We start from the raw sequence: 20972 nt of genomic DNA on the forward strand, positions 1-20972 counted from the left end.
ACGGATGCGTCGAACCGAAACAAGGCACCACGGCAATCCGATGGCTGAGACGGGTTCCACGAGTGGTAGCCGCTACGACAGCGGGCAATGATTACTGAGGGTTATTGTGGACAGTGAGGCTGGTGGAGAACATCGGACTGCTCCTAAATCGGCAGGGAGGGTCAGACCCTCGACCTGCCGATATCAGGACCTACCATTCGTAACCCACGCCAACCGCCAGCCCGACACTTCCTTGGGCACTGCCCGAACCATTGGCCTTGTACGCCCAACGACCATCCTCGGTGCGCCCCGAGAGGCCGACGGCCAAGGCTGATTGCCCCTCGTAGACCGACGTTCCCATGGCCACCATGCTCCTGCCCGGTGTCGACGCCACAGGTAAGGCTGCCATGGCCATCGCTGACGCGATGCCGGCGTAGGCATCCTGACGCACTGCACTGATCTGGCTGTCGGTATAGGCATTGGCCTGTCGTAGGGTACGGTCAGCGGCCTGGTTGGAGATCTGCGTGGCCTGGCCGAGATTGACGACATCGGTCGCCTCGCTGGCGGCTGCTACGTTGGTGATTTGCCGCTCCGCACCCGGCGCACCCACTGAGACGGTATTCGCCCGCTGGGCCTGGGAGCCGGCGCCAAGCGCGACGCTGCTCGGCGCATCGGCCTTGGCACCAGCCCCCAGTGCAGTGCTGCGAGGCGCTTGGGCCACAGCACCTGCCCCCACCGCAACGCTGCGCTCACTGCCGGCCTGGGCGTTGGCCCCGATAGCCACGGCCTTGCTACCCGGCGACACCGTTGCCTTTTCATTGCCTTGGGTGTCAACGGCGATGCCGGAGGCTCGTTGCATCAACTGCTTGACCTGCCGGTCGACGGCGTGGAGCTGTCGGCCATTGACGACATCGGTGCTGTCGACGCTCAAGGCACCCTCCTTCACACCCGTCAGAACACGAGGTCCCTGCGTACCCGTGAGATCGACACGAACGCCGTCAGTGTCCCGCGCCACCTGGATGTTCCGGTTGAGGGAGTCCTGGCGAACCAGGCCGACCTGTCCGTTGTTCACCTGCTCGCGCAAGCTGGCCATGTTCGCTGTGGCCTTGTCGGCCTTGCCGTTGACTGCATTCAGCGACGCGTCGAGTGTTTCGATAGCCTGCCCGACGTTGCCGGCCTGGACCTGGCCAACGGGGCCACCCTCAGAGTCGATCCGGGTCACAGCGTAGGCCGGTGCTTTCAACGAACCATCCGCGTTGACGGCAGCGCCACCGCCCAGCGCATCAGCCAATGCCTGTCGGCCTGCGTGGTTCGCTGACTGTATGCGATCAAGCACGGTTTCACCATCCTCCAGCCCCTGCAATTGTGCTGCTGCGCGCTCCGCCACCTGGCCAACCTGACTAGCGAATGTGTGAGCAGCGTTTGCGGCCTCACGTGCGTCAGCAGCAGTGCCGCCAGCGGTATCGGCAGCATATTGCGCGGCATCAGCGGCGGTCTGGGCGAAGGCAGCAGCATCCATCGCGCCATCCGCCGTCCCCTGGGCCCGAACCGCTGCCGCCCGGGCTGCGTCAGCGGCGCTGCCGGCCTGCGATGCGGTGGTCGCGACGGTATCGAGCTGTCCCTTGTTGACGGCATCGGTTTGCGCAACACCGGCCGCCAGGTTACCGATACGTGCCGGCTCACCGCGATCAGCGCCACGACCCGCGGTATAAGCACCGCTAGACTCGTCCCACACAACGCTGTCGTCACGCAGCGCCCGGACATCCTCATCCAAGGCACCGAGTGCCGCGCCTTGGCGGTTCACAGCGGTGTTGACCGCGCCGGCATTGCGGTTCAAAGCAGTCAGCGCATCGCCCACGTTGTCCAGGGTTTGAGGAGCGGGCTGAACGCTGCCATCGGCGTTGATCTGACTGATTGCATAGGCCGGCGCCGTCGGCTGTCCATCGGCGCCCACGGTGGAGCCTCCTCCCAATGCCTTGGCGACGAATTCACTGGCCGCACCTGCGGCGCCTCGAATAGCCGCGTCAATGCGCTGGATGACAGTCTGACCGTCGTCCAGGCCCTTGAGCTGACCAGCAGCAATGTCGGCTGTGGCCTTGGCCCCATCGGCGGTGCGTTGAGCCGCGTCCGCTCCTTGCTGGGCATTGTTTGCTGCGCCCAACGCGTTGTCGGCGCTGGCCTGTGACGTTGATGCAGCCTGCAACGCATCGCTTGCCGAGCGCCCGGCGGCGTCCGCGGTGCCCTGGGCCTTGTCTGCCGCGTTGCGCGCAGACGAGGCCGAAGCCAGGGCGGTATCGGCGGACCTCTGCGCGGTTTCAGCGGTTTTCTGCGCGCCGGAAGCCGAGCTCAATGCCGTGTCAGCCGTGCCTTGGGCAGCATCTGCGGCGTGCTGTGCCCGGGCCGACGAGGCCAATGCGCTGTCAGCTGTACTCTGGGCGTTGCCCGCCGCGCTTTGCGCGCTGGCTGCAGCGATCAGCGCTGCATCGGCCGTGCCTTGGGCCCTCTCGACCGCCTGATGCGCCGTGGAGGCCGTGCTCAGTGCCTGGTCTGCGGTGGAATTGGCGGCGTCGGCCGTGCGCTGTGCCGTGGAGGCAGCACCAAGGGCGGTATCCGCCGTGCCTTGCGCGGCATTTGCGGCCTGTTGTGCACCAGCCGCCGAACTGACGGCGGCATCCGCGCGATCCTGAGCCGATTGAGCGGCAGTCTGCGCCCCTGTCGCCGTTGCCAATGCCGAATCCGCCACGCTTTGGGCCGCGTTGGCGGATTGCCCGGCACCCTCGGAGGCGCTGAGCGCCTGATTGGCTGTAAGCTGCGCGGCATCGGCGCTTTTCTGCACCACGGCGGCCTTGTCCAGCGCCGTATTAGCGGTGCCTTGGGCCACGTCGGCAGCCTTGTGAGAGCTGGCGGCTGCAGCCAAGGCGGCATCGGCGGAGCCCTGGGCGGCCGTAGCGGTTTCGCCGGCCCGAACAGCCGTGTCCAACGCCTTATCGGCAGAGCCCTGCGCAGCATTCGCGGCTTGTTGGGCGCTGGAGGCCGTGGTCAGCGCGGTATCGGCAGTGCCTTGGGCTGTCGCGGCGCTTTTTTGCGCTTCAGACGCCGTACTCAGTGCTGTGGTGGCTGCCCCTTGTGCGGCTTCGGCCGTCTTCTGGGCAGTGGCTGCCGAGCCCAGGGCCGTGTTGGCGACACCCTGTGCGGTTTCGGCCGTCTGTTGTGCAGTCGCAACGGCCCCTTGCGCCCGTTCGGCGATTCCCCGGGCGGATTCGGCAGTTTTCTGGGCGTCAGCCGCGGAGTCCAGCGCGGTACTGGCCGTCCCTTGCGCCGCGCCTGCGCTCTTTTCGGCGCTGTCGGCCTTGGCCAAAGCGGCATCGGCAGCAGCTCGCACACCGTCTGCCGCCTTACGGGCATCATCGGCACCGGCCAACGCCGAGCTCGCCTTGCCTTCTGCAGCCTCTGCAGTTCGCTGCGCCGTCGTTGCGGAATTCGCCGCCACGTCCGCAGCCTCCTGTGCAGCCTGTGCCAGTTGCTGCGCGCCGCTTGCCGACCCCAGTGCCGAGCTGGCGGTGCCTTGGGCGGCATCAGCTGTCGCCTGCGCGGTTGATGCCACCCCCATCGCGGCAGTGGCGGAACCTTGCGCGGCTTCTGCAGCTTTCTGTGCGGTTTCGGCCGAGCTGGAGGCGTCCTTGGCGGTGCTCTGCGCATTATCTGCCGTTGCCCGTGCTCCCGCCGCCGTTTGCAGGGCAGCGTCGGCACCCTCTTGCGCCGCGCTTGCCGTTTTGCGGGCATCGTCAGCGGTGGCCATCGCTGCGTTGGCACCGGACAGCGCGCTGGCAGCAAGGCTGTTCGCGTTATTGGCCGTACTTTCCACGGCGTCCAACTGGCCCTTGTTCACCGCGTCGGTAGCAGCCACACCTGCGGCTACATTGGCAATCCGGCTCTCAGGGTGGGCGCCTTCGCTGGCCGTGTAGGCCTGCTGGTCCTCGCTCCAACGCAGGTATTTCTCAGCCATCGCCAAACGAACTTGCCCTGCCGTTGCGTTGGCCAGTTGATCAACATCATTCAAGGCTTCCTGCGTACCTTTATGGGCCTGATCCAAGGCCTTGATCGCCCCCACCACCGATGTGGGCTGTTCCACGCCAGTACCCAGGCTGGTCAGGGAAAAGGCCGGCAGCACCACCTTGCCGTCCTTGACCGCAGTACCCTCACCGAGGGCATCCGCCACCGACTGAGTGGCCACCAACTCCCGATCCCCGAGCTTCTGGATCGCATCGTAGGCAACGAATAACTGGGCGCCATTGACGCCATCGGTGCTGTTGTTGCTTACCGCCCCGGGGGCCATGTTGATCAGTTGGCGAGTCTGGCTGGCATTACCCAGGCTGACTACGCCCATGGCCGACGTACTATCGACACTGTAGGCAGTGCCATTGATCGTCACCGGCGCAACCGCCTTCAGGTTTTGCGTCGTTGAGCCACTGCCCAGTGCAACGCCGTAGTTGTGTTGCGCGCTGGCCTTGTTGCCCAAGGCAACCCCTTCATTACTGCTGGCCGTCACGCTGGCCTCAGAGCCCACCGCAACGCTGTGGGTGCCGTCCGCCCTGGCGTCGCGACTCGCGGCAAAAGCCCCGCCGCCACTGGCCGATGCACCGGCGCCCACAGCCGTGGCCCGTTCTCCCGCCGCCGTCGTATTTGCGCCGATAGCCGTGGCGTACTGATTCGAGGCCTGGGCGTTATAGCCAAATGCGTGGGCATAGTCAGCCAGGGACTTGGCCTGGAACCCCGCCGCCATGCCCCAGCGGCCGAGGCCTTGGGCCCCATGACCAATGGCAGCCCCGTCGGCGCTGGCTTGAGTACTCTCGTTACCAATCGCCATATTGCCGCCGGGCTGCCCGAGGATCACCCGGCCGCTGTTGACGAACAGTTCGCCGCCCAGGGTCAGAGAGGTCGCCCCTACGCCAGAAACGCCCCCTGGACGGTAAAACAGTACCGAATCGGTCTGCGAACCTTTAGTCGCGGAATTGCACTTGCCCGAGGCCTGATCCTTGAAGATCAGGTTTTGCGCAAGATACGTCGCGGCATTGCCATCGTTGTTCTGCGGGTCATTTAAACTTACGCACTGGCCGTCCGCATTCGCGTTGATGTGCACACCATTGCCGGCATGGGCAGATGCACTCAGCAATGCCGTTATGCCGGTCAGGGTCATCACCCCCCATATCGCCCAATCCAGTTGAGGCCGTGGGGACTGACAAGAACCAGGTGCATGGCAATAACGCATGCGAACCCAGTAGCGAATCGGATTTAACGGGGCTGATAGCAGGAACGCAAACGGCAAGACTGAACGCGACGTGACTTTCACAATAACTCACCCTGTAGCACACACATCGTCAGGTATGAGGCCTCACGAAGTGGCATTGAAGCGCAGAAGCAACAGCTGTTGGCGACAGCGTGCGTGCACTCGTTCTGTAATGCCCGCACATGCTGCGAGCCGCCATGAATCGGGGTGAATTCTGTAGAGCGCTCGCCAAATCCGATATCGGACTGCTCTTAAATTTTCGGATCAGCACAAGCCGGGCCCCAGACAGGGTCCAGCCGCGATTTAGTCCCAGTCTTATATTTCTCTCACATCGCCTTTGCTCAAATGTGACCTCACCACAACCACCGAGCATCAGCTGATGGCAGCCCACGTCATCGTTCCCTCCGAGCACGCCCTGCAAAGCCTGGTCATCCTGGCCAGTGACGAGCAGTACGCCCACCGCGTAGCCACGCAGCTCAACGGGAGCCCCCTTTTTCATATCGAACACATCGATTCGTTGAGCGAGTTGATGACCCGCTTGCGCAAGCAATCTGTCGACATCATCGTCGCGCAGATTCATGCCGACCATGTCGACAGCTTGATGTTGCCGTGCTGTGTCAGCGACCTGAATGCTTCCGGGCTGCTACACAGCATTCCGCATATCGTCTGGACCGCACAGCCACAATCCGAGCATGCGCTGCCCCCCGGCGTACTGACCGCAGGCCTTGAGCAGGGCTGGACGCACACTCTCAATGGCGTCTCGACGGCAGCCCTGGCTTCCCATGCACGCCTGGCCAGGGCTTCAGGTATCCAGGTCGAGATCGCTGTTGAACAACAACCCGAACAGCTCCTAGCAATTATCAGTCAGTTGGCAAACACCGCCCATCCGGCGCCGCGCAGCCCAAACGAGGAAAAACTGGAGCAATTGCTAAATGACGATGAAGTGATTGCGGCCCTCTCCACAGGAGATGGATTAAGAGTGGTCTACCAGCCTCAATACGACCTGGTGACACGAGCAGTCGTCGGGGCGGAGGCTCTGATTCGCTGGCACCACCCGCAGCATGGAGATGTGCCACCCTCGATCCTGATCCCGATGGTCAATCAGCTTGGACTGGATCTATTGCTGTTCAGCTTTATCGAAAAGACCGTGATCGACACTCTGGGCAAGTTAAACCGTGCAGGCATTGAGATCCCCATCGCCATCAACGCTTCAGCGCGAACGCTCTGCGCCTATGGCCTGGCCACGCGACTCGCGCAAAAGATGCACCGGGCGGGATTGCCTTGCAAACGCCTCAAAATCGAGCTAACCGAAGACCTGGCGCCCGACAGCGAACTCGCCCTTTCAGCCTCGATCACCGCTTTGCGCGCCAAAGGCTTTCGGGTCTCCCTGGACGACTTCGGTGCAGGTGCTGCAACGTTGTCGCTGCTGGCGCGCATGCCGTTCGACGAGATGAAGATTGACGGTGCCCTGGTACGTGCGCTGGGGCAGTCCGCACACTCTTCAGAAATCATCTCGGGCATCGTCGGTCTAGCCCAGCTATTTAATATCAACCTGGTCACCGAGGGTATTGAAGATACCGAGAGTATCGAGTTGCTGAGCAAGCTGGGTTGCAACGTTGGGCAGGGTTTCGCCCTGGCCCGGCCGATGGAGAGTGATGTCTTCCTGAGCATGATCACTGCGTAGTGATGCGTTCATGCGCATCGAACCTACAAATGTGATCTCACGCGCGCCGGAAGTAATCAAGGCGCTGCTAAATGATATTTACAACCCCTGCTGGAGCCAAATTGATAGATGGTCTTTAATCAACTGGTTAACCGGCTACTTTCGAGTGTCCATCGGCAACCATGAAAACCATACGCATAGCGATCCTTGATGATCATGCAGTGGTACGCCACGGCCTTGTCAGTCACCTCGCCGAAGAGTCGTCCATCGAGATTGTTGGCGTCTATGAGACCAGCCGTGAACTGATACGCGGCATGGCGACGATGCCTGCCAACGTCTTGCTGCTGGACTTTGCTCTGGGTCGGGATGAACTGGACGGTGTCTCCCTGATTCGCGCCTTGCGGAGCCGCTTCCCTGACTGTCGTATCCTGGTACTATCGAGCCATCATGAGTCGGCCACGGTGTCGCTTGCCTTGCGTGTTGGGGCGCGAGGGTTTGTAGGAAAGGATGAGGGCTTGGGAAGCCTGCTGAAGGCGATTCGTACCGTTGCCTCGGGCGCTATTTACCTGAGTGTCGACATGTCTTACCAAGTGGCCGATGCGGTCAGGCCAGACGAATCGACACAAATGTCGATCAGTGATAACGCCTTGCAGCGCGCCGCCTTGTCGGCGCGGGAGCAGGAAGTGATCCGCTGTTATCTGGAAGGCATGACCGTGACGGAGATCGCCGAGAAGTTCAATCGCAGCATCAAGACCATCAGTACGCAGAAGGCCACCGCTTTTCGCAAGCTTGGGGTCACCTCTAACAACGGCTTGTTCAAGATCATGAAAACCCTGGACTAGACATGATGACCAGGAACTGCGTTCGTTGGGGCGCCAGCCTGTGCCTGTTGATGGCCGCGACATGGGCTAATGCCGGCACGCGATTTCCCGAACCTGATTTAAGCGTCGAGGAAAGAGTCTGGATCGAACATCATCCGGTATTGCGTGTCGCCGTAGTGGGCAGTCTTTCCCCTATCGAATACGTGGAGAACGGTCGCCTCAAAGGGCTGTCGGCTGAGTATTTGCAGCTGATTGCAGACAAGACCGGCATGAAGATCGACTATGTTGCAGCTCACTCGATTCAAGAGCGCATAGAGCTCCTGACAACTGGACAAGCAGACCTTATCTCCACCTTCAGGCTTAATGGGCCCGGTGTTAAAGACCCCCGACTCCTGCTAACTTCAGCCTATTTGAATACCACTACGGTCATCATCACCCGCATCGGACGCCCGCCTCTTTTCGAGGCTGAACAGCTGGACCAGCTGACCGTGACCCTGCCCTCCTTCGATCGATACAAAGATTTCCTCGCGACGAAGGCACCTGGGGCGAAATTGATCATCGGCGGCAGCGCCCTGACGATGCTGCAGCAAGTTGCCGAAGGCACCGCCGATGCTGCGGTGGCCACTGAAGCCTATCTGCTGCCGTTCCTCTATCGCCAGTTCCAGGGCCAATTGCAGATATCCGGGGTGCTCACCGGTATGGCGTCGCAAATTGGCATGGGCACTCGGAAAAACGAGCCTTTATTGCACTCAATCATCCAGAAGACGCTCGATTCGGTCACCCCTGACGAAGTTCGCGTCCTGCACGCCAATTGGCTGCGCGAACATGCCACCCAGGACCTGACGATAAGGGAAGTTGTGTCCCACTACCCTCATGAGATCGCGTTAATTGTCCTGGTGGTAGTGCTATTGCTCATCACGATTTACCAAACCCAGCGCATGCGCCAGCGTGCCGAGCGCAACGAGCGGGAAAAGGCGATGTTCCTGGCGGTCATGAGCCATGAAATCCGCTCGCCGATGAATGCGGTGGTGGCGGCCGTCGAACTGTTGCGTAACACACCGCTGGACAAGCAGCAACAGCACTTTGCCGACCTGGCCAATCACGGCGCGCAATCATTGTTGAGGCTGCTCAATGACGTGCTGGATATATCCAAGCTCGATGCGGGGCAGGTCAAGCTCGAATACGAGCCGGTGAGCATCAGCACCCTGGTGCATAACGTCGTTGATCTGCATCGCTTGCGGGCCCGGGAGAAGCATTTATCGATCTGCGTCAATGGCGAATCCCACCTGCCACTGTTGATGCTCGACAGCACACGTATTGGGCAGGTGCTGCACAACCTGCTGTCCAATGCCATCAAGTTCACCGAAATCGGCGGAGTGGAAGTTACCTATGCGATCAGTGACCTGGCTTCGTCGCGCAACAAGGAGCTGCGATTGACCGTCACCGATACCGGGATCGGCCTGAGCCAGGAAAGCCAGGCGCGCCTTTTCCAGCCTTACAGCCAAGCAGCACAATCCTATAAGCGCTCAGGTGGCACCGGCCTGGGGCTAGTCATCTGTCGCGACCTGCTCAAACTAATGGGCGGCACCCTCACACTGGACAGTTCGCCGGGCAAGGGAACGCGTGTTGAATTGTCATTGACCGCGGAGTTGGCACCGCCCGACTCGACAGAGGCCGAAACCGTGCTCCCCGCCACGAACTGGTCAGCGACATCCGCACCAAAGGCATTGCGCATTCTGGTTGTGGAGGACACCGTCGCCAACCAAGCGGTATTGCAGGCACAGATCGAGGGGTTCGGCTGCACACCGGTGATCGCCAGGGACGGCGCCCAGGCCGTGGATTGCTTCGAACAAGGCACATATGACCTGATCTTGATGGACTGTGACCTACCGGACCAGGACGGCTATTCGCTGACGCGCCTGTTCCGCATGATCGAACAGGATGCCGCGCAAACGCGCTGCCCCATCATTGCGATCTCCGCCTCTACGGGCAACCAGCATGTCGCCCGATGCTTTGATGCCGGCATGGATGGCATCCTCAGCAAGCCGATCAGCCTTGGCAAGTTGCAGGATGCAATCGAGTTATGGTGCGGCGTGACCCTGACTTTACTGCCACACCCCTTCGCCCTACGGCAACCTGTGGGTCACCAGCAGATCCTTGAAGCATTGGAACGGGACCTACTGGCGCTACTTGAAGGGATGGTTCTGCGCAACCTGGAACCGGCCCTCCACGCAGCCCACCGTCTACACGGCGCAGCACTCAGTATCGAATGGCCAGATGTGGCCCGCCAAGCGGGACAGCTGGAGGCCCTTCTCAGGACTGCCACGCCATGGAGCGACCCAACCTGCGCCACGACCTTACAGGCACTGCTTCATGGGTTTCGCTCCACGAGCTTCAGCCATCCCGTTTTCGACCCGCCCGTCCCTCCCGCGGCAGATTGAGATTCGGGTCTGTGAATTAAGAGCAGTCTGATGTGATTCACCGCCCTGCCCCCATGAAAATCGGTCTTGTCAGCTAAAGACTAACTCAACCGCTCCCAAGGTTTGAATGATGGATCCTTTGCACGAGATTCAAAAACGGCAACTAAGGCTGATAGAGTCAGCCTCCGTTAACGAAGCCTGCGCCGTTGACTTGCTGAGTCTATTGCGCAAGTTGACCGCGGCCGAAGCCAGTAATGTCCTAAATATCGTCACGCTGCTGCAAAGCGAGGCGGAATTTTTGCGCGAACTTTCAAAGGAAATGGCCACGCGAGAATATGAGGCACTGTGAATCGCCCCGGATTCTCTAGACACCTTGCAAGCTCATTGCGTAACGCTTTTTAAACTCTACCGGTGACAGCTGATTGTTGAAACCATGGCGGCGTTTTACGTTGTAGAACATCTCGATGTAATCGAACACATCACTACGAGCGTCTTCCTGCGTGGTGTAGATTCTCCGCTTGATCCGTTCCGTTTCAGAAGCTGGAAAAAGCTCTCGGCCACGGCGTTGTCATGACAGTTGCCTCGGCGACTCATGCTGGCAACCAAATTGTTTGCCTTCAAAAAGCTGCGCCAATCATAGCTGCTGTACTGGCTACCTTGGTCGTAGTGAACCATCACCTCCTGGTTCGGTTTACGCCTCCAAACCGCCATCAATAACGCATCAATGGCCAAATCACTGGTCATCTGCGACTTCATTGACCAGCCGACGACCTGACGAGAAAACAGATCCAGCACCACCGCCAAATACAGCCAGCCTTCATACGTGCGAATGTAGGTGATATCGGTGACCCAAACTTTGTTGGATTCTACGACATCGAACTGGCGCTTCAGTAAATTGGGTGAAGCGACCGCTGGCTTATCGCCGTACTTGCCAGGGCGGAGTCGGTACCCTGTCTGAGAGCGCAGACCTTCAAGACGCATCAGCCTCGCCACACGATGCCGACCACAATCCTCACCGACCTCGCGCAGATCGTCATGGATTTTTCGATAGCCATAAACGCCACCGCTTTCCAGCCACGAATGCTTGATCAAACCCAGTGATCGTTGATCGTCTTTAGCACGTGCAGATTGCGGTTCAGACAACCAAGCGTAATAACCACTGGGATGGACTTTCAGCGTCAGGCAAAGCCGTCGAATCGAATAGTCGCCCGCTCGCTGCTTGATAAAGGCGTACTTCAACCGCACTCCTTGGCAAAGTACGCGGCGGCCTTTTTAATATGTCTCGCTCTTCAGTGACGCGCTTAAGTTCCGCTCTCAGGCGACGCAGTTCAGCGTGCTGATCATCATCCTGCTGCCGTTCTTCTTGGGGTTTGCTGTAGCGCTTTATCCAGGCATAGAGGCTATGCGTCGACACGCCGAGACGGGCGGCTACCTCAGCGACAGGCAGCTTCTTTTCGGTCACTTGATTGACTGCTTGGATTTTGAATTCTTCGGAGTAACGCGGGTTGCTCATGGCACCTCCTAATTGGCCTCAGTTTAAGGCAAAGAGGTGTCTATGAAACCCGGGGCGATTCACACGTTAGACAAAAGGGCCGCCGTTCAGGCCCTCGCCGCCAGCCACCGCTTAAGTAGCTGACAAAGGTCGGATCGACCAGACGAGCGGAAAACCTCGTCCATGAACATTAATCGATGAACAAGCACATTCATTTTGAGCGCATTGAGCCCAGCGGAGTGGGCTTACGAGCAGCTTGTGAACATCTGGCATCGCCCACTTGTTAAATGACGTATAGCGCCCGGGATTTGCTTGAGCAGGAAATGCGCTCGAGTGGCTAACGCACCTTGCCCTTTCAGATCAAACCGACCGGCCATGTACTTGGGGACAGTCAGTGCCAGCGCGACGACAGCCAACACCAGCGGTAAAAGCGAAACCTACAGCACTGTGTTCCAGCCATAAGCCGACAGCAGCCCACCCGACGAAAAAACCCCGACCGCCATTACGCCGAACACTCGGATCTGGCCTACTACGTCATTTATCGGCCTGAGTGCGCCAGCCTGCCCAAACTGACGACGTTCCGGGACTGGTTGTTGGCAGAAGCACAGCAGACGGTAAAGCGTGAGATCAGCGCCCACTAGGCTGTACTACTCGCGATTCCTCAACGACGACGCTACCAGCAAATCCCGCGTATAGGCATGCTCCGGTGCGTCGAACAATTGCTCGGTACTCCCCGCCTCCACGACCACGCCATCCTTCACCACGATCAAGTCGTGAGCCAACGCCCTTACCACCGCCAGGTCGTGGCTGATAAACAAGTAGGTCAGCCCGTGCTCCTCCTGCAACCTGCGCAGCAAGCTCACCACCTGCTTTTGCACGGTGCGGTCGAGGGCTGAGGTGGGTTCGTCGAGCAATATCAAATCCGGCTTGATCACCAGTGCGCGGGCGATCGCGATGCGTTGGCGCTGGCCGCCGGAGAATTCGTGGGGGAAGCGATGGCGCGTATCGGGGTCGAGTCCGACGTCGCGCAGCACGGCAATCACTTGAGCTTCGCGCGCGCAAGCATTGAGGTCCGTGTGTACGCGCAGGCCTTCTTCGATGATTTGCTGCACGCTCATGCGCGGACTGAGGCTGCCGAACGGGTCTTGAAACACCACCTGTAGTTTGCGCCGCCAGGGACGCAGGGCCTTGCCTTTGAGTGCGTCGAGGGCCTGGCCCTGGAAGCGAATGCTGCCTTGGGCGTCGATCAACCGCAGGATCGCCTGGCCAAGGGTGGATTTGCCCGAGCCGGATTCGCCAACAATGCCCAAGGTTTTGCCACGTTGCAGGCGCAGGTCGATGCCGTCCACCGCCTTGATCGGCGGTTTGCGCCGCAGCAGGCCGCCTTGCGGGAACCAGACCTTGAGGCTGTCCACTTCCAGCAGGTTGTCTGCCGTCTCACGCACCACCGCCCTGCCCTCGGGCTCGGCTTCGAGCAACTGCCGGCTGTAGGCGTGCTGCGGCGCGGCAAACAGTGCCTGGCAGTCGGCCTGTTCGACGATCTGGCCGGCGCGCATCACCGCCACGCGCTGGGCGATGCTGCGCACCACGTTGAGGTCGTGGCTGATCAACAGCAGCGCCATGCCCAGGCGTTGCTGCAGGTCTTTTAGCAGCGCAAGAATGCGTCGCTGCACGGTCACGTCCAGGGCCGTGGTGGGCTCGTCGGCAATCAGCAGCAGCGGTTCGCAAGCAAGGGCCATGGCGATCATCACCCGCTGGCGCTGCCCCCCGGAGAGCTGATGCGGGTACGCCGCAAGGCGCTGGCGCGGCTGCTGGATGCCCACCAGTTCGAGCAACTCCAACACGCGCTCACGCGCCGCCGCACCGCCCAGGCCTTTGTGCAGCAGCAGGGTTTCGGACAACTGCCGTTCGACGCTGTACAGCGGGTTGAGCGAGGTCATCGGCTCCTGAAAGATCATCGCGATGCGATCGCCGCGAATCTGCCTTAAACGCTCCGGCCGCGCGCCGAGCAGCTCTTCGCCCTGGTAGCGAATACTGCCCTGGGTACGCGTGGTGTGGGGCGGCAGCAATTGCAGGATCGAGTGGGCGGTCACCGATTTGCCGGAGCCCGACTCGCCCACCAGCGCCAGGCACTCGCCCGGGTGAATATCCAGGTCGATGCCACGCACCGCTTTGTGCCCGTCGAACGCCACTTTCAGGTTACGAATTTCAATCAACGTGTCAGTCACGGCACAGCTCGCTTATCAGGATCGGGGGTCGAAGGCGTCGCGGCAGGCTTCGCCGATAAACACCAACAGGGACAGGATCAACGCCAACGTAAAAAACGCGGTCAGCGCCAGCCACGGGGCTTGCAGGTTGTTTTTTCCCTGGCCGATCAACTCACCCAGGGACGCACTGCCCGTGGGCATGCCGAAGCCAAGAAAATCCAGGGCGGTGAGGGTCGAAATGGCCCCGGTCAAAATGAACGGCAAGTAGGTCAAGGTGGCAGTCAGCGCGTTGGGCAGAATGTGCCGCAACATCACCTGAACATCGCCCACACCCAGGGCCCGCGCGGCCTTCACGTACTCCAGGTTGCGCCCGCGCAGGAACTCGGCGCGCACCACATCCACCAGGGTCAGCCAGGAAAACAGCGCCATGATCCCCAGCAGCCACCAGAAACCCGGTTCGACAAATCCGGACAAGATGATCAGCAAGTACAGGACCGGTAGCCCCGACCAGATCTCGATCAGGCGCTGCCCCAACAGGTCGACCCAACCGGCGTAATAGCCTTGCAGCGCGCCGGCGGCGACCCCGATCAAAGTGCTCACCACGGTCAGCGCCAAGGCAAATAACAGCGATACCCGGGTGCCGAAAATCACCCGCGCCAATACATCCCGGGCTTGATCATCGGTGCCCAGCCAGTTGCTCGCGCTGGGCGGCGCCGGCGAAGGGGTCGTGAGGTCGTAGTTGACCGTGTCGTAGCTGAACGGAATAGGCGCAAACAGCATCCAGCCGCCCTGCCCTTCAATCAGTTCATGCACGTAAGGGTCACGGTAATCCGGCTGAAACGGCAACGTGCCGCCGAAATCCTGCTCGGTGTAGCGCTCGAAGGCCGGGAAATACAGTGAGCCCTGGTACGCCATCACCAGTGGCTTGTCGTTGGCCAGCAGTTCGGCACCCAGGCAAACGGCGAACAGCGCCAGGAACATCCACAGCGACCACCAGCCGCGGCGATTGCGCTTGAAGTGCAGCCAGCGGCGACGAGTAATCGGAGTAAAAACCGGCATCAATGCGACCTCGCGGAAAAATCCAGCCGGGGGTCCAGCAGGCGGTAGCACAGGTCGCCCAGCAACTTGATGACCAACCCGACCAGGGTAAAGATAAACAGCGTGCCGAAGACCACGGGATAGTCCCGTGCCACTGCCGCTTCGTAGCTCAGGCGACCGAGGCCGTCGAGGGAGAAAATCACTTCAATCAGCAACGAGCCGCCGAACAACATCGCGGTGAGCGCCTGGGGCAGGCCAACCACGATCAGCAGCATGGCGTTGCGAAACACGTGTTTGTACAGCACCTGTTTTTCGCTGAAACCCTTGGCCCGCGCGGTCACTACGTACTGGCGGCTGATCTCGTCGAGGAAGCTGTTTTTGGTGAGGATGGTCAGTGTGGCAAAGCCGCCAATCACCAGCGCCGATACCGGCAAGACAAGGTGCCAGAAGTAGTCCACGACCTTGCCCGCCCATGACAGGCTGGCAAAGTTCTCCGAGACCAGGCCGCGCACCGGAAACCAGTTCAACAGGCTACCGCCGCCGAATACCACGATCAGCAGCAAGGCGAACAGGAACGCCGGCATGGCGTGGCCGATAATGACCGCCGCACTGCTCCACACATCGAAGCGGCTGCCATGGCGCACGGCCTTGCGGATGCCCAGCGGGATTGACACCAGGTAGCTGATCAGCGTGGCCCAGAAGCCCAGGGACAAAGTCACCGGCAGTTTTTGCAGGATCAGGTCGGTGACCTTGGCGCCGCGAAAGAAGCTATCGCCAAAATCCAGCCGCGCGTAGCTGCTGAGCATTAACCACAGGCGCGCGCCAAGGGGCTTGTCGAAGCCGTATTGGCGCTCGATATCGGCCACCAGCGCGGGGTCCAGGCCACGAGTTGTGCGCGATTCATTGCTGCCGGTTTCCACCCGTGTGCCGGCCACCGACGCTTGGCTGCCGATGCCTTGCAAGCGCGCGATGGCTTGCTCAACCGGGCCACCCGGGGCGGCTTGCACGATAAAAAAGTTGACCAGCAGGATGCACACCAACGTCGGCACGATCAGCAATAAACGGCGCGCGCTATAGGCCAGCATGTTGGGAGACCTCAGTCAGTTGACGCATCTGTGCGGTGGTCAGCGGTGTCGGGCTCACTTCCCACCAGGTGTCGATGCCCACGTCATTGAGCGGCGCTGTGCGGGGCCGACCAAAACGGTTCCACCACAGCGAGGACGAGCCCGGCGGGTAATAGTTGGGAATCCAGTAGAAGCCCCACTGCAACACGCGGTCGAGGGCATGGGCGTAGCGCACCATGGTCGGGCGGTCGTTGGCGCGGACAAGGCCATCGATCAAGGCGTCCACCGCCGGGTTGCGCAGTGCCATGTAATTGTTGGAGCCAGGGTCATCGGCACTCTCGGAACCGAAGTAGTTGGTCAGCTCGCGGCCCGGCGATGGGCTGACCGGGTAGCCGTTGACGATCATGTCGTAGTCCCGTGCGCGCACGCGGTTGGCGTATTGGGCCGAGTCGATCATGCGGATCGTGAAGCCGATGCCGATCTGCGCCAGGTTGCGTTTGTAGGGCAGCAGCAAACGCTCGAAGCCTTTCTGGGCATTCAGGAAGGTGAACTGCAACGGCGTGCCCTCGGCGTTAACCAACTGGTCGCCGCGCGGCGTCCAGCCCGCCTCGGCCAGTAACTTCAGCGCTCGCGCCTGCTGCGGCCGAATGCGCCCGCTGCCATCGGTGCGCGGCGGCTGGTAGACCTGGGTGAACACCTCCTCCGGCACTTGCCCGCGCCAGGGTTCCAGAATGGCCAGCTCCTGGGCATCCGGCAGCTGGGTGGCCGCCAATGCGCTGCGGGAAAAGAAGCTGCGCTGACGCAGGTACAGGCTGTGCATCATCTGCCGGTTGCTCCAGTCGAAATCCCACAACAGGCTCAGCGCCTCACGCACGCGGCGGTCCTGGAACTGCGGTTTTTGCAGGTTGAACACAAAACCCTGGGTGCCCTGCACGGCATTCGGTGCCAGTTGTTCACGTTGCAGACGACCGTCGCGCAAGGCCTCGCCGTCGTAGCCCACCGAATAACTGGTGGCGGAAAATTCGCGATTGAAGTCGTAACCCTGGGCTTGCAGGATCTGGCGCGACACGTCGCCGTCGGCAAAAAACTCAAGCCGCAGGGTGTCGAAGTTGTACTGCCCCTGCGTCACCGGCAGGTCTCGCCCCCACCAGTCCTTGACCCGTTCGAAGGTGACACTGCGGCCGTTGTCCACGCTGCTGATACGGTACGGGCCGCTGCCCACCGGCGGTTCAAAGCCGCCGCCGTTGGCGAAATTGCGCCCCTGCCACCAATGTTCCGGCAGCACCGGCAGTGAAGCGAGGTCCAGGGGCAAGGTGCGATTGTCGGCGCTTTTGAAGGTGAACCGCACTTGGGTCGGCGATTCCACCAGCACCTGGTCCACATCGGCAAAGCTTTGGCGATACGCCAGGCTGCCTTCGGTGGTGAACAGCTTGAAGGTGTAGGCCACGTCCTGCGCGGTGATGGGCGTGCCATCGGCAAACCGCGCCTTGGGATTGAGGTAGAAACGCAGCCATGAATGGTCATCTGCCAGCTCCATGCCTTGCGCGACCAACCCGTACACGGTGTACGGCTCATCCTGCGAACGGTACGCCAACGGGCTGTAGAGCCAACCCTGGATCTGGGTGATGCCGGTGCCTTTGTCGACATACGGGATCAGGTGATCAAACGCCCCGCCTTCCATGGACGAGCGACGAAAACTGCCGCCCTTGGGCGCGTTCGGGTTGACGTAATCCAGGTGTTTGAAGTTGGCCGGGTACTTGGGCGCTTCGCCGTATACCGTCAAAGCGTGCGTCGGTTGAGCGAGCAGTGACGGCGCCCAAAGGCCCGTCAGCAGTGCCCACACCATGAAGCGAAACAGGCTCACAAACTCAACTCCTTTTCCAAAAACACTGAAGGCTCACTTATGCAGGGTTGTGCGTCGACGCCAGGGTTTTTATAGAGCACCGGTTAGACCGTTAGCGCATGTGCTTATGCACTACTTGCCGAAGTGGTAACTCACGTCCAGCCAGACCTGGCGGCCATAGGGGTCGTAGTTGCCGCTGGGGTAATACGGCCAGCCGGCGGAGTCATCGTGCTTGACCTGATTGAGCAGGTTGTTGACGGTCAGGCCGACACTCGCCTGCTCGTTCACCTGGTAACGGGCGCTGGCGTTGAAGGTGGTCCAGGGCGACAGGCGCCCATCTCCGGCGCCATTAGTCACGCTGCCGTAGCGAATGCCGGTCAGCGTGGTGGTGAGGTGCTGGTAGTCCCAGGTCAGGCTCGCGTTGACCTTGCTGCGCCAGTCGTGGTTGTCGGTGCTGGAGCGCAGGTTCTGGGTTTGCGCATCGTCCGATTCCTTGAGGTAGTGGGACAGCACCAGGCTGTAGCCAATCGCCGAACTGAACGCGCCGTACTGGCCTGCGCCCCAGCGAATATTACTCTTGAGGTCCAGGCCGCTGACCCGCTCGCTGGCGGCGTTGATCGCATTGACCTGCACCCGTTGCAGCACGTTCGGGTCCACTGCCGCCGTGCTGGCATTGCGCTGGATGCGTGCCAGGACGTCGGCGCAAGTGGTCGCATCAAGCTGGCCGTTGCGGCACTGGTTTTCCTGTTGCAGCAAGCGGTTGATGTCGACGGTGGTCAACAGGTCCTTGATTTCGACGCGCCAGAAGTCGGCGGAGAAATCAAACTGATGCGAGGGCGACCAGACAAAGCCATACGTCCAGGACTTGCCACGCTCGGAGGCGAGGTCCGAATTACCGGTCTGGGTGTAATCCACGCGGCCTCGGTCACACGCCCCTTCTACGCCCTTGCTGCAACCGTAATAGTCGATCTGGTCAGGCGTGTAGCCATTGGTCGCGGCCTGGTAGAGGTAGTTGAGGTCGGGTGCGCGAAAGCTGGTGCCGTAGCTACCACGAAACAGCAGGCTGGTCACCGGGCGCCATTCCAGGCCCAGGTTGTAGGTTTTTTGTTGCTCGGTGCGGCCACTGAATTTGTATTGGTCCCAGCGCCCGGCCGCCGAGGCGAGCAAGGTGTCGGTAACGGGAATGCTCAGCTCGCCACCCGCGGCGTAGCGGTCACGCGAACCGCCTGAATTGGAGGCCGGCGTGGTGTTGTAAAACGTGCCGTCATTGAGTTGGTCGTCGACATCGACGCTGTAGGATTGCCGCCCCACTTCGGTCACACCGGCAAAGCCCACCGGCCCGGCGGGCAGCTCGAACAGGTCGCCGTTGATGTTGGCGCTGAAGGTTTGGGAAACCGATTTACTCTTCTGCACCAGGTTGCCGCGAAACTGATCCCACTGCTCCGGAGTCAGCGGCTGGTCCAGCCGCGAAGGGTCTGGCGCGAAGACCGGGTGCCCGTCCTGCGTGCCCAGTTGCGGCCCGAGGTAGTAATCGCGGATGCCGCTCAAAGGCGTGTAGCGGGTGGTGCGGTCGCTGGTGTACTCGGAGCGGTTCGCCGCAATCTGATAACCCCAATCACTGTTGGTGAACTTGTCTTCCAGGCCCAGGGTGCCGGTCCAGGACACTTCGCGCCATTTGCTGTTGTTGCTGGTCTTGCCACCGATTTCCTCGCTGGAAAAGTTGCGTGACCAGCGCTCCAGGTTACCGGTGTTGCGGTTGATAAAGTCCGGCGAGGTGAAGCTTGGGCCGCGCGTGTTGTTCTGCGTGTGATCAAAGCCAAACATCAAGTCGGCGAACACTTTGCCGGTGTCGCTGAAGTGCCAGGTGCCGCGCGTGTAGCCGTCATAGTTTTCCTTTTGCGCCTGCAAGGTCCAGTAGTCGTTGTAGTACTGGTTGGTGGTGCAGCGGGTGCTGCTGCCACCGAGCTTGCCGTTGTAGATACCGCCATAGGCGCCGCAGCCGGGGCCGAGGTAGGCGCCGCTGTCGAGGTTACGGCGGTAGCCCACATCCTTGGCCGGGCCGTCGCTCATAAAGCCGCGCTGGTTGGCCCAGATCGGTTGGCGCTGGGTCAGCTCCAGGCCGAATACCCCGTCAAAATCGCCCCAGGTGTCGCCGCCGCTGATCTGCAGGCGCTGGTTGCCGCCGCCACCACGCTCGGCGGCGCCACCACGCAGATTGACGTCCACGCCGCTGATTTTGTCTTTGAGGATGATGTTCACCACCCCGGCAATCGCGTCGGAGCCATACACCGCCGAGGCGCCGCTGCTGAGGATCTCGATACGCTCGATCATCACCGCCGGGATGTTCGCCAGGTTGGTGAAGTTGACCGCGCCGTCGTACGCCGTGGGGTAGTCGGCCACGCGCCTGCCGTTGATCAGCACCAGTGTGTGGTTCGGCCCCAGCCCTCGCAGGTTGAGGGCACTGGCGGCCGGTTGGAAGGTGTTGCCGTAGTCTTCGCCCTGGGTCATGCCGGTGTTCTGGGTTTGCGAGGCGATGGCGTCGTAGACGTTTTTGTAGCCCCTGCGGGTGACTTCGTCAGCGGTGATGACCGTGACCGGCGACGGCCCTTCAACCTGGGCACGGGCAATGCGTGACCCCGTGACCACGACCTTTTCCAACGCCACATCACCCGGGACTTTCGCCGCCGTGGGCGCAGCCTTGACCGCCGCTGCAGGTGGCTTGGCCGCCCGGCGCAGGGTCCAACCGCCGTCGCCACTGGGCACGGCGTCAAGGGCTGCACCGCGCAGTGCCTGTCGCAGCGCTTGCTCGGTGGTGAAGGTGCCCCGCACCGGCGCGCTGGTCAGGCCTTGCACAAGGTCTTGCTGGAAGGAAATGATCTGCCCGCTGCTGCGTGACAGGGTCAACAGCGCTTGGTCGAGGGGGCCGCTGGCGATATCAAAATCAAAAGTCTGGGTGGTCGATATCGCAGACAGCGGCTGTGCCAGCACCGCCGTGCCATGTCCCGCCAAAGTCAGGCCAATCGTCAGAGACAGTGCCGCCAGAGATGCGCGACTGAGAGGTTTGAGTTGCATGGTTGAGGTTCCCATCATTGATATGCCGTTGATGGGTTGAACAACAGATCGGGGTTTTTTATAGGCGGCCGTTAGGCTAAAAAAGC

Annotated in this window: 10 protein-coding genes and 1 pseudogene; 4 read left to right on the plus strand and 7 right to left on the minus strand. The window is 61.1% G+C overall.

The genetic code is table 11. From position 1 onward, the window contains the following. Positions 1-190: 190 nt before the first annotated feature. Positions 191-5176 carry a YadA-like family protein gene (locus HX873_RS26735; RefSeq protein ID WP_177123448.1) on the minus strand — a complete coding sequence of 1662 codons (4986 nt, stop codon included), beginning with the start codon at positions 5174-5176 and terminating at the stop codon, positions 191-193. 469 nt (positions 5177-5645) lie between these two features. Here HX873_RS26735 and HX873_RS26740 point away from each other — a divergent pair, with 469 nt between their 5' ends. From HX873_RS26740 to HX873_RS26755, 4 genes are all read left to right on the plus strand, one after another. Further along, positions 5646-6950 (plus strand): EAL domain-containing protein, encoded by a 1305-nt coding sequence (locus tag HX873_RS26740; RefSeq protein WP_177123449.1) that lies wholly within the window; start codon positions 5646-5648, stop codon positions 6948-6950. 161 nt (positions 6951-7111) lie between these two features. Beyond that, a complete protein-coding gene (locus tag HX873_RS26745; RefSeq protein ID WP_177123450.1) occupies positions 7112-7771 on the plus strand; it encodes a response regulator transcription factor in 660 nt (219 codons plus the stop codon). A 2-nt stretch (positions 7772-7773) separates the two neighbouring features. Next, on the plus strand, positions 7774-10191 hold the full coding sequence (locus tag HX873_RS26750) for an ATP-binding protein (protein ID WP_177123451.1): 2418 nt from the start codon (positions 7774-7776) through the stop codon (positions 10189-10191). 109 nt (positions 10192-10300) lie between these two features. Continuing rightward, on the plus strand, positions 10301-10519 hold the full coding sequence (locus HX873_RS26755) for a hypothetical protein (protein WP_087693821.1): 219 nt from the start codon (positions 10301-10303) through the stop codon (positions 10517-10519). 15 nt (positions 10520-10534) lie between these two features. On the opposite strand, the pseudogene HX873_RS26760 reads toward HX873_RS26755, so the two are convergent. The 6 genes and pseudogenes from HX873_RS26760 to HX873_RS26785 all read right to left on the minus strand — a co-directional run bounded on the left by HX873_RS26760 (position 10535) and on the right by HX873_RS26785 (position 20886). Then, positions 10535-11683 (minus strand): annotated as a pseudogene (locus HX873_RS26760) (IS3 family transposase). A gap of 626 nt (positions 11684-12309) precedes the next feature. Beyond that, entirely contained in the window at positions 12310-13890 is a 1581-nt protein-coding gene (locus HX873_RS26765; RefSeq protein WP_177123452.1) for an ABC transporter ATP-binding protein, read from the minus strand. A 15-nt stretch (positions 13891-13905) separates the two neighbouring features. Next, positions 13906-14928 (minus strand): ABC transporter permease, encoded by a 1023-nt coding sequence (locus tag HX873_RS26770; RefSeq protein ID WP_166742170.1) that lies wholly within the window; start codon positions 14926-14928, stop codon positions 13906-13908. Beyond that, a complete protein-coding gene (locus tag HX873_RS26775; RefSeq protein WP_008433386.1) occupies positions 14928-15992 on the minus strand; it encodes a microcin C ABC transporter permease YejB in 1065 nt (354 codons plus the stop codon). Before HX873_RS26775 ends, HX873_RS26770 begins: the two co-directional genes overlap by 1 nt. Then, entirely contained in the window at positions 15979-17817 is a 1839-nt protein-coding gene (locus HX873_RS26780; protein WP_177123463.1) for an extracellular solute-binding protein, read from the minus strand. Before HX873_RS26780 ends, HX873_RS26775 begins: the two co-directional genes overlap by 14 nt. A gap of 129 nt (positions 17818-17946) precedes the next feature. Continuing rightward, on the minus strand, positions 17947-20886 hold the full coding sequence (locus HX873_RS26785) for a TonB-dependent receptor (protein WP_177123453.1): 2940 nt from the start codon (positions 20884-20886) through the stop codon (positions 17947-17949). Positions 20887-20972: the final 86 nt, after the last annotated feature.

It is taken from the genome of Pseudomonas sp. P7758 (genome assembly GCF_013386485.1).
In the GTDB taxonomy this organism is placed as follows: domain Bacteria; phylum Pseudomonadota; class Gammaproteobacteria; order Pseudomonadales; family Pseudomonadaceae; genus Aquipseudomonas.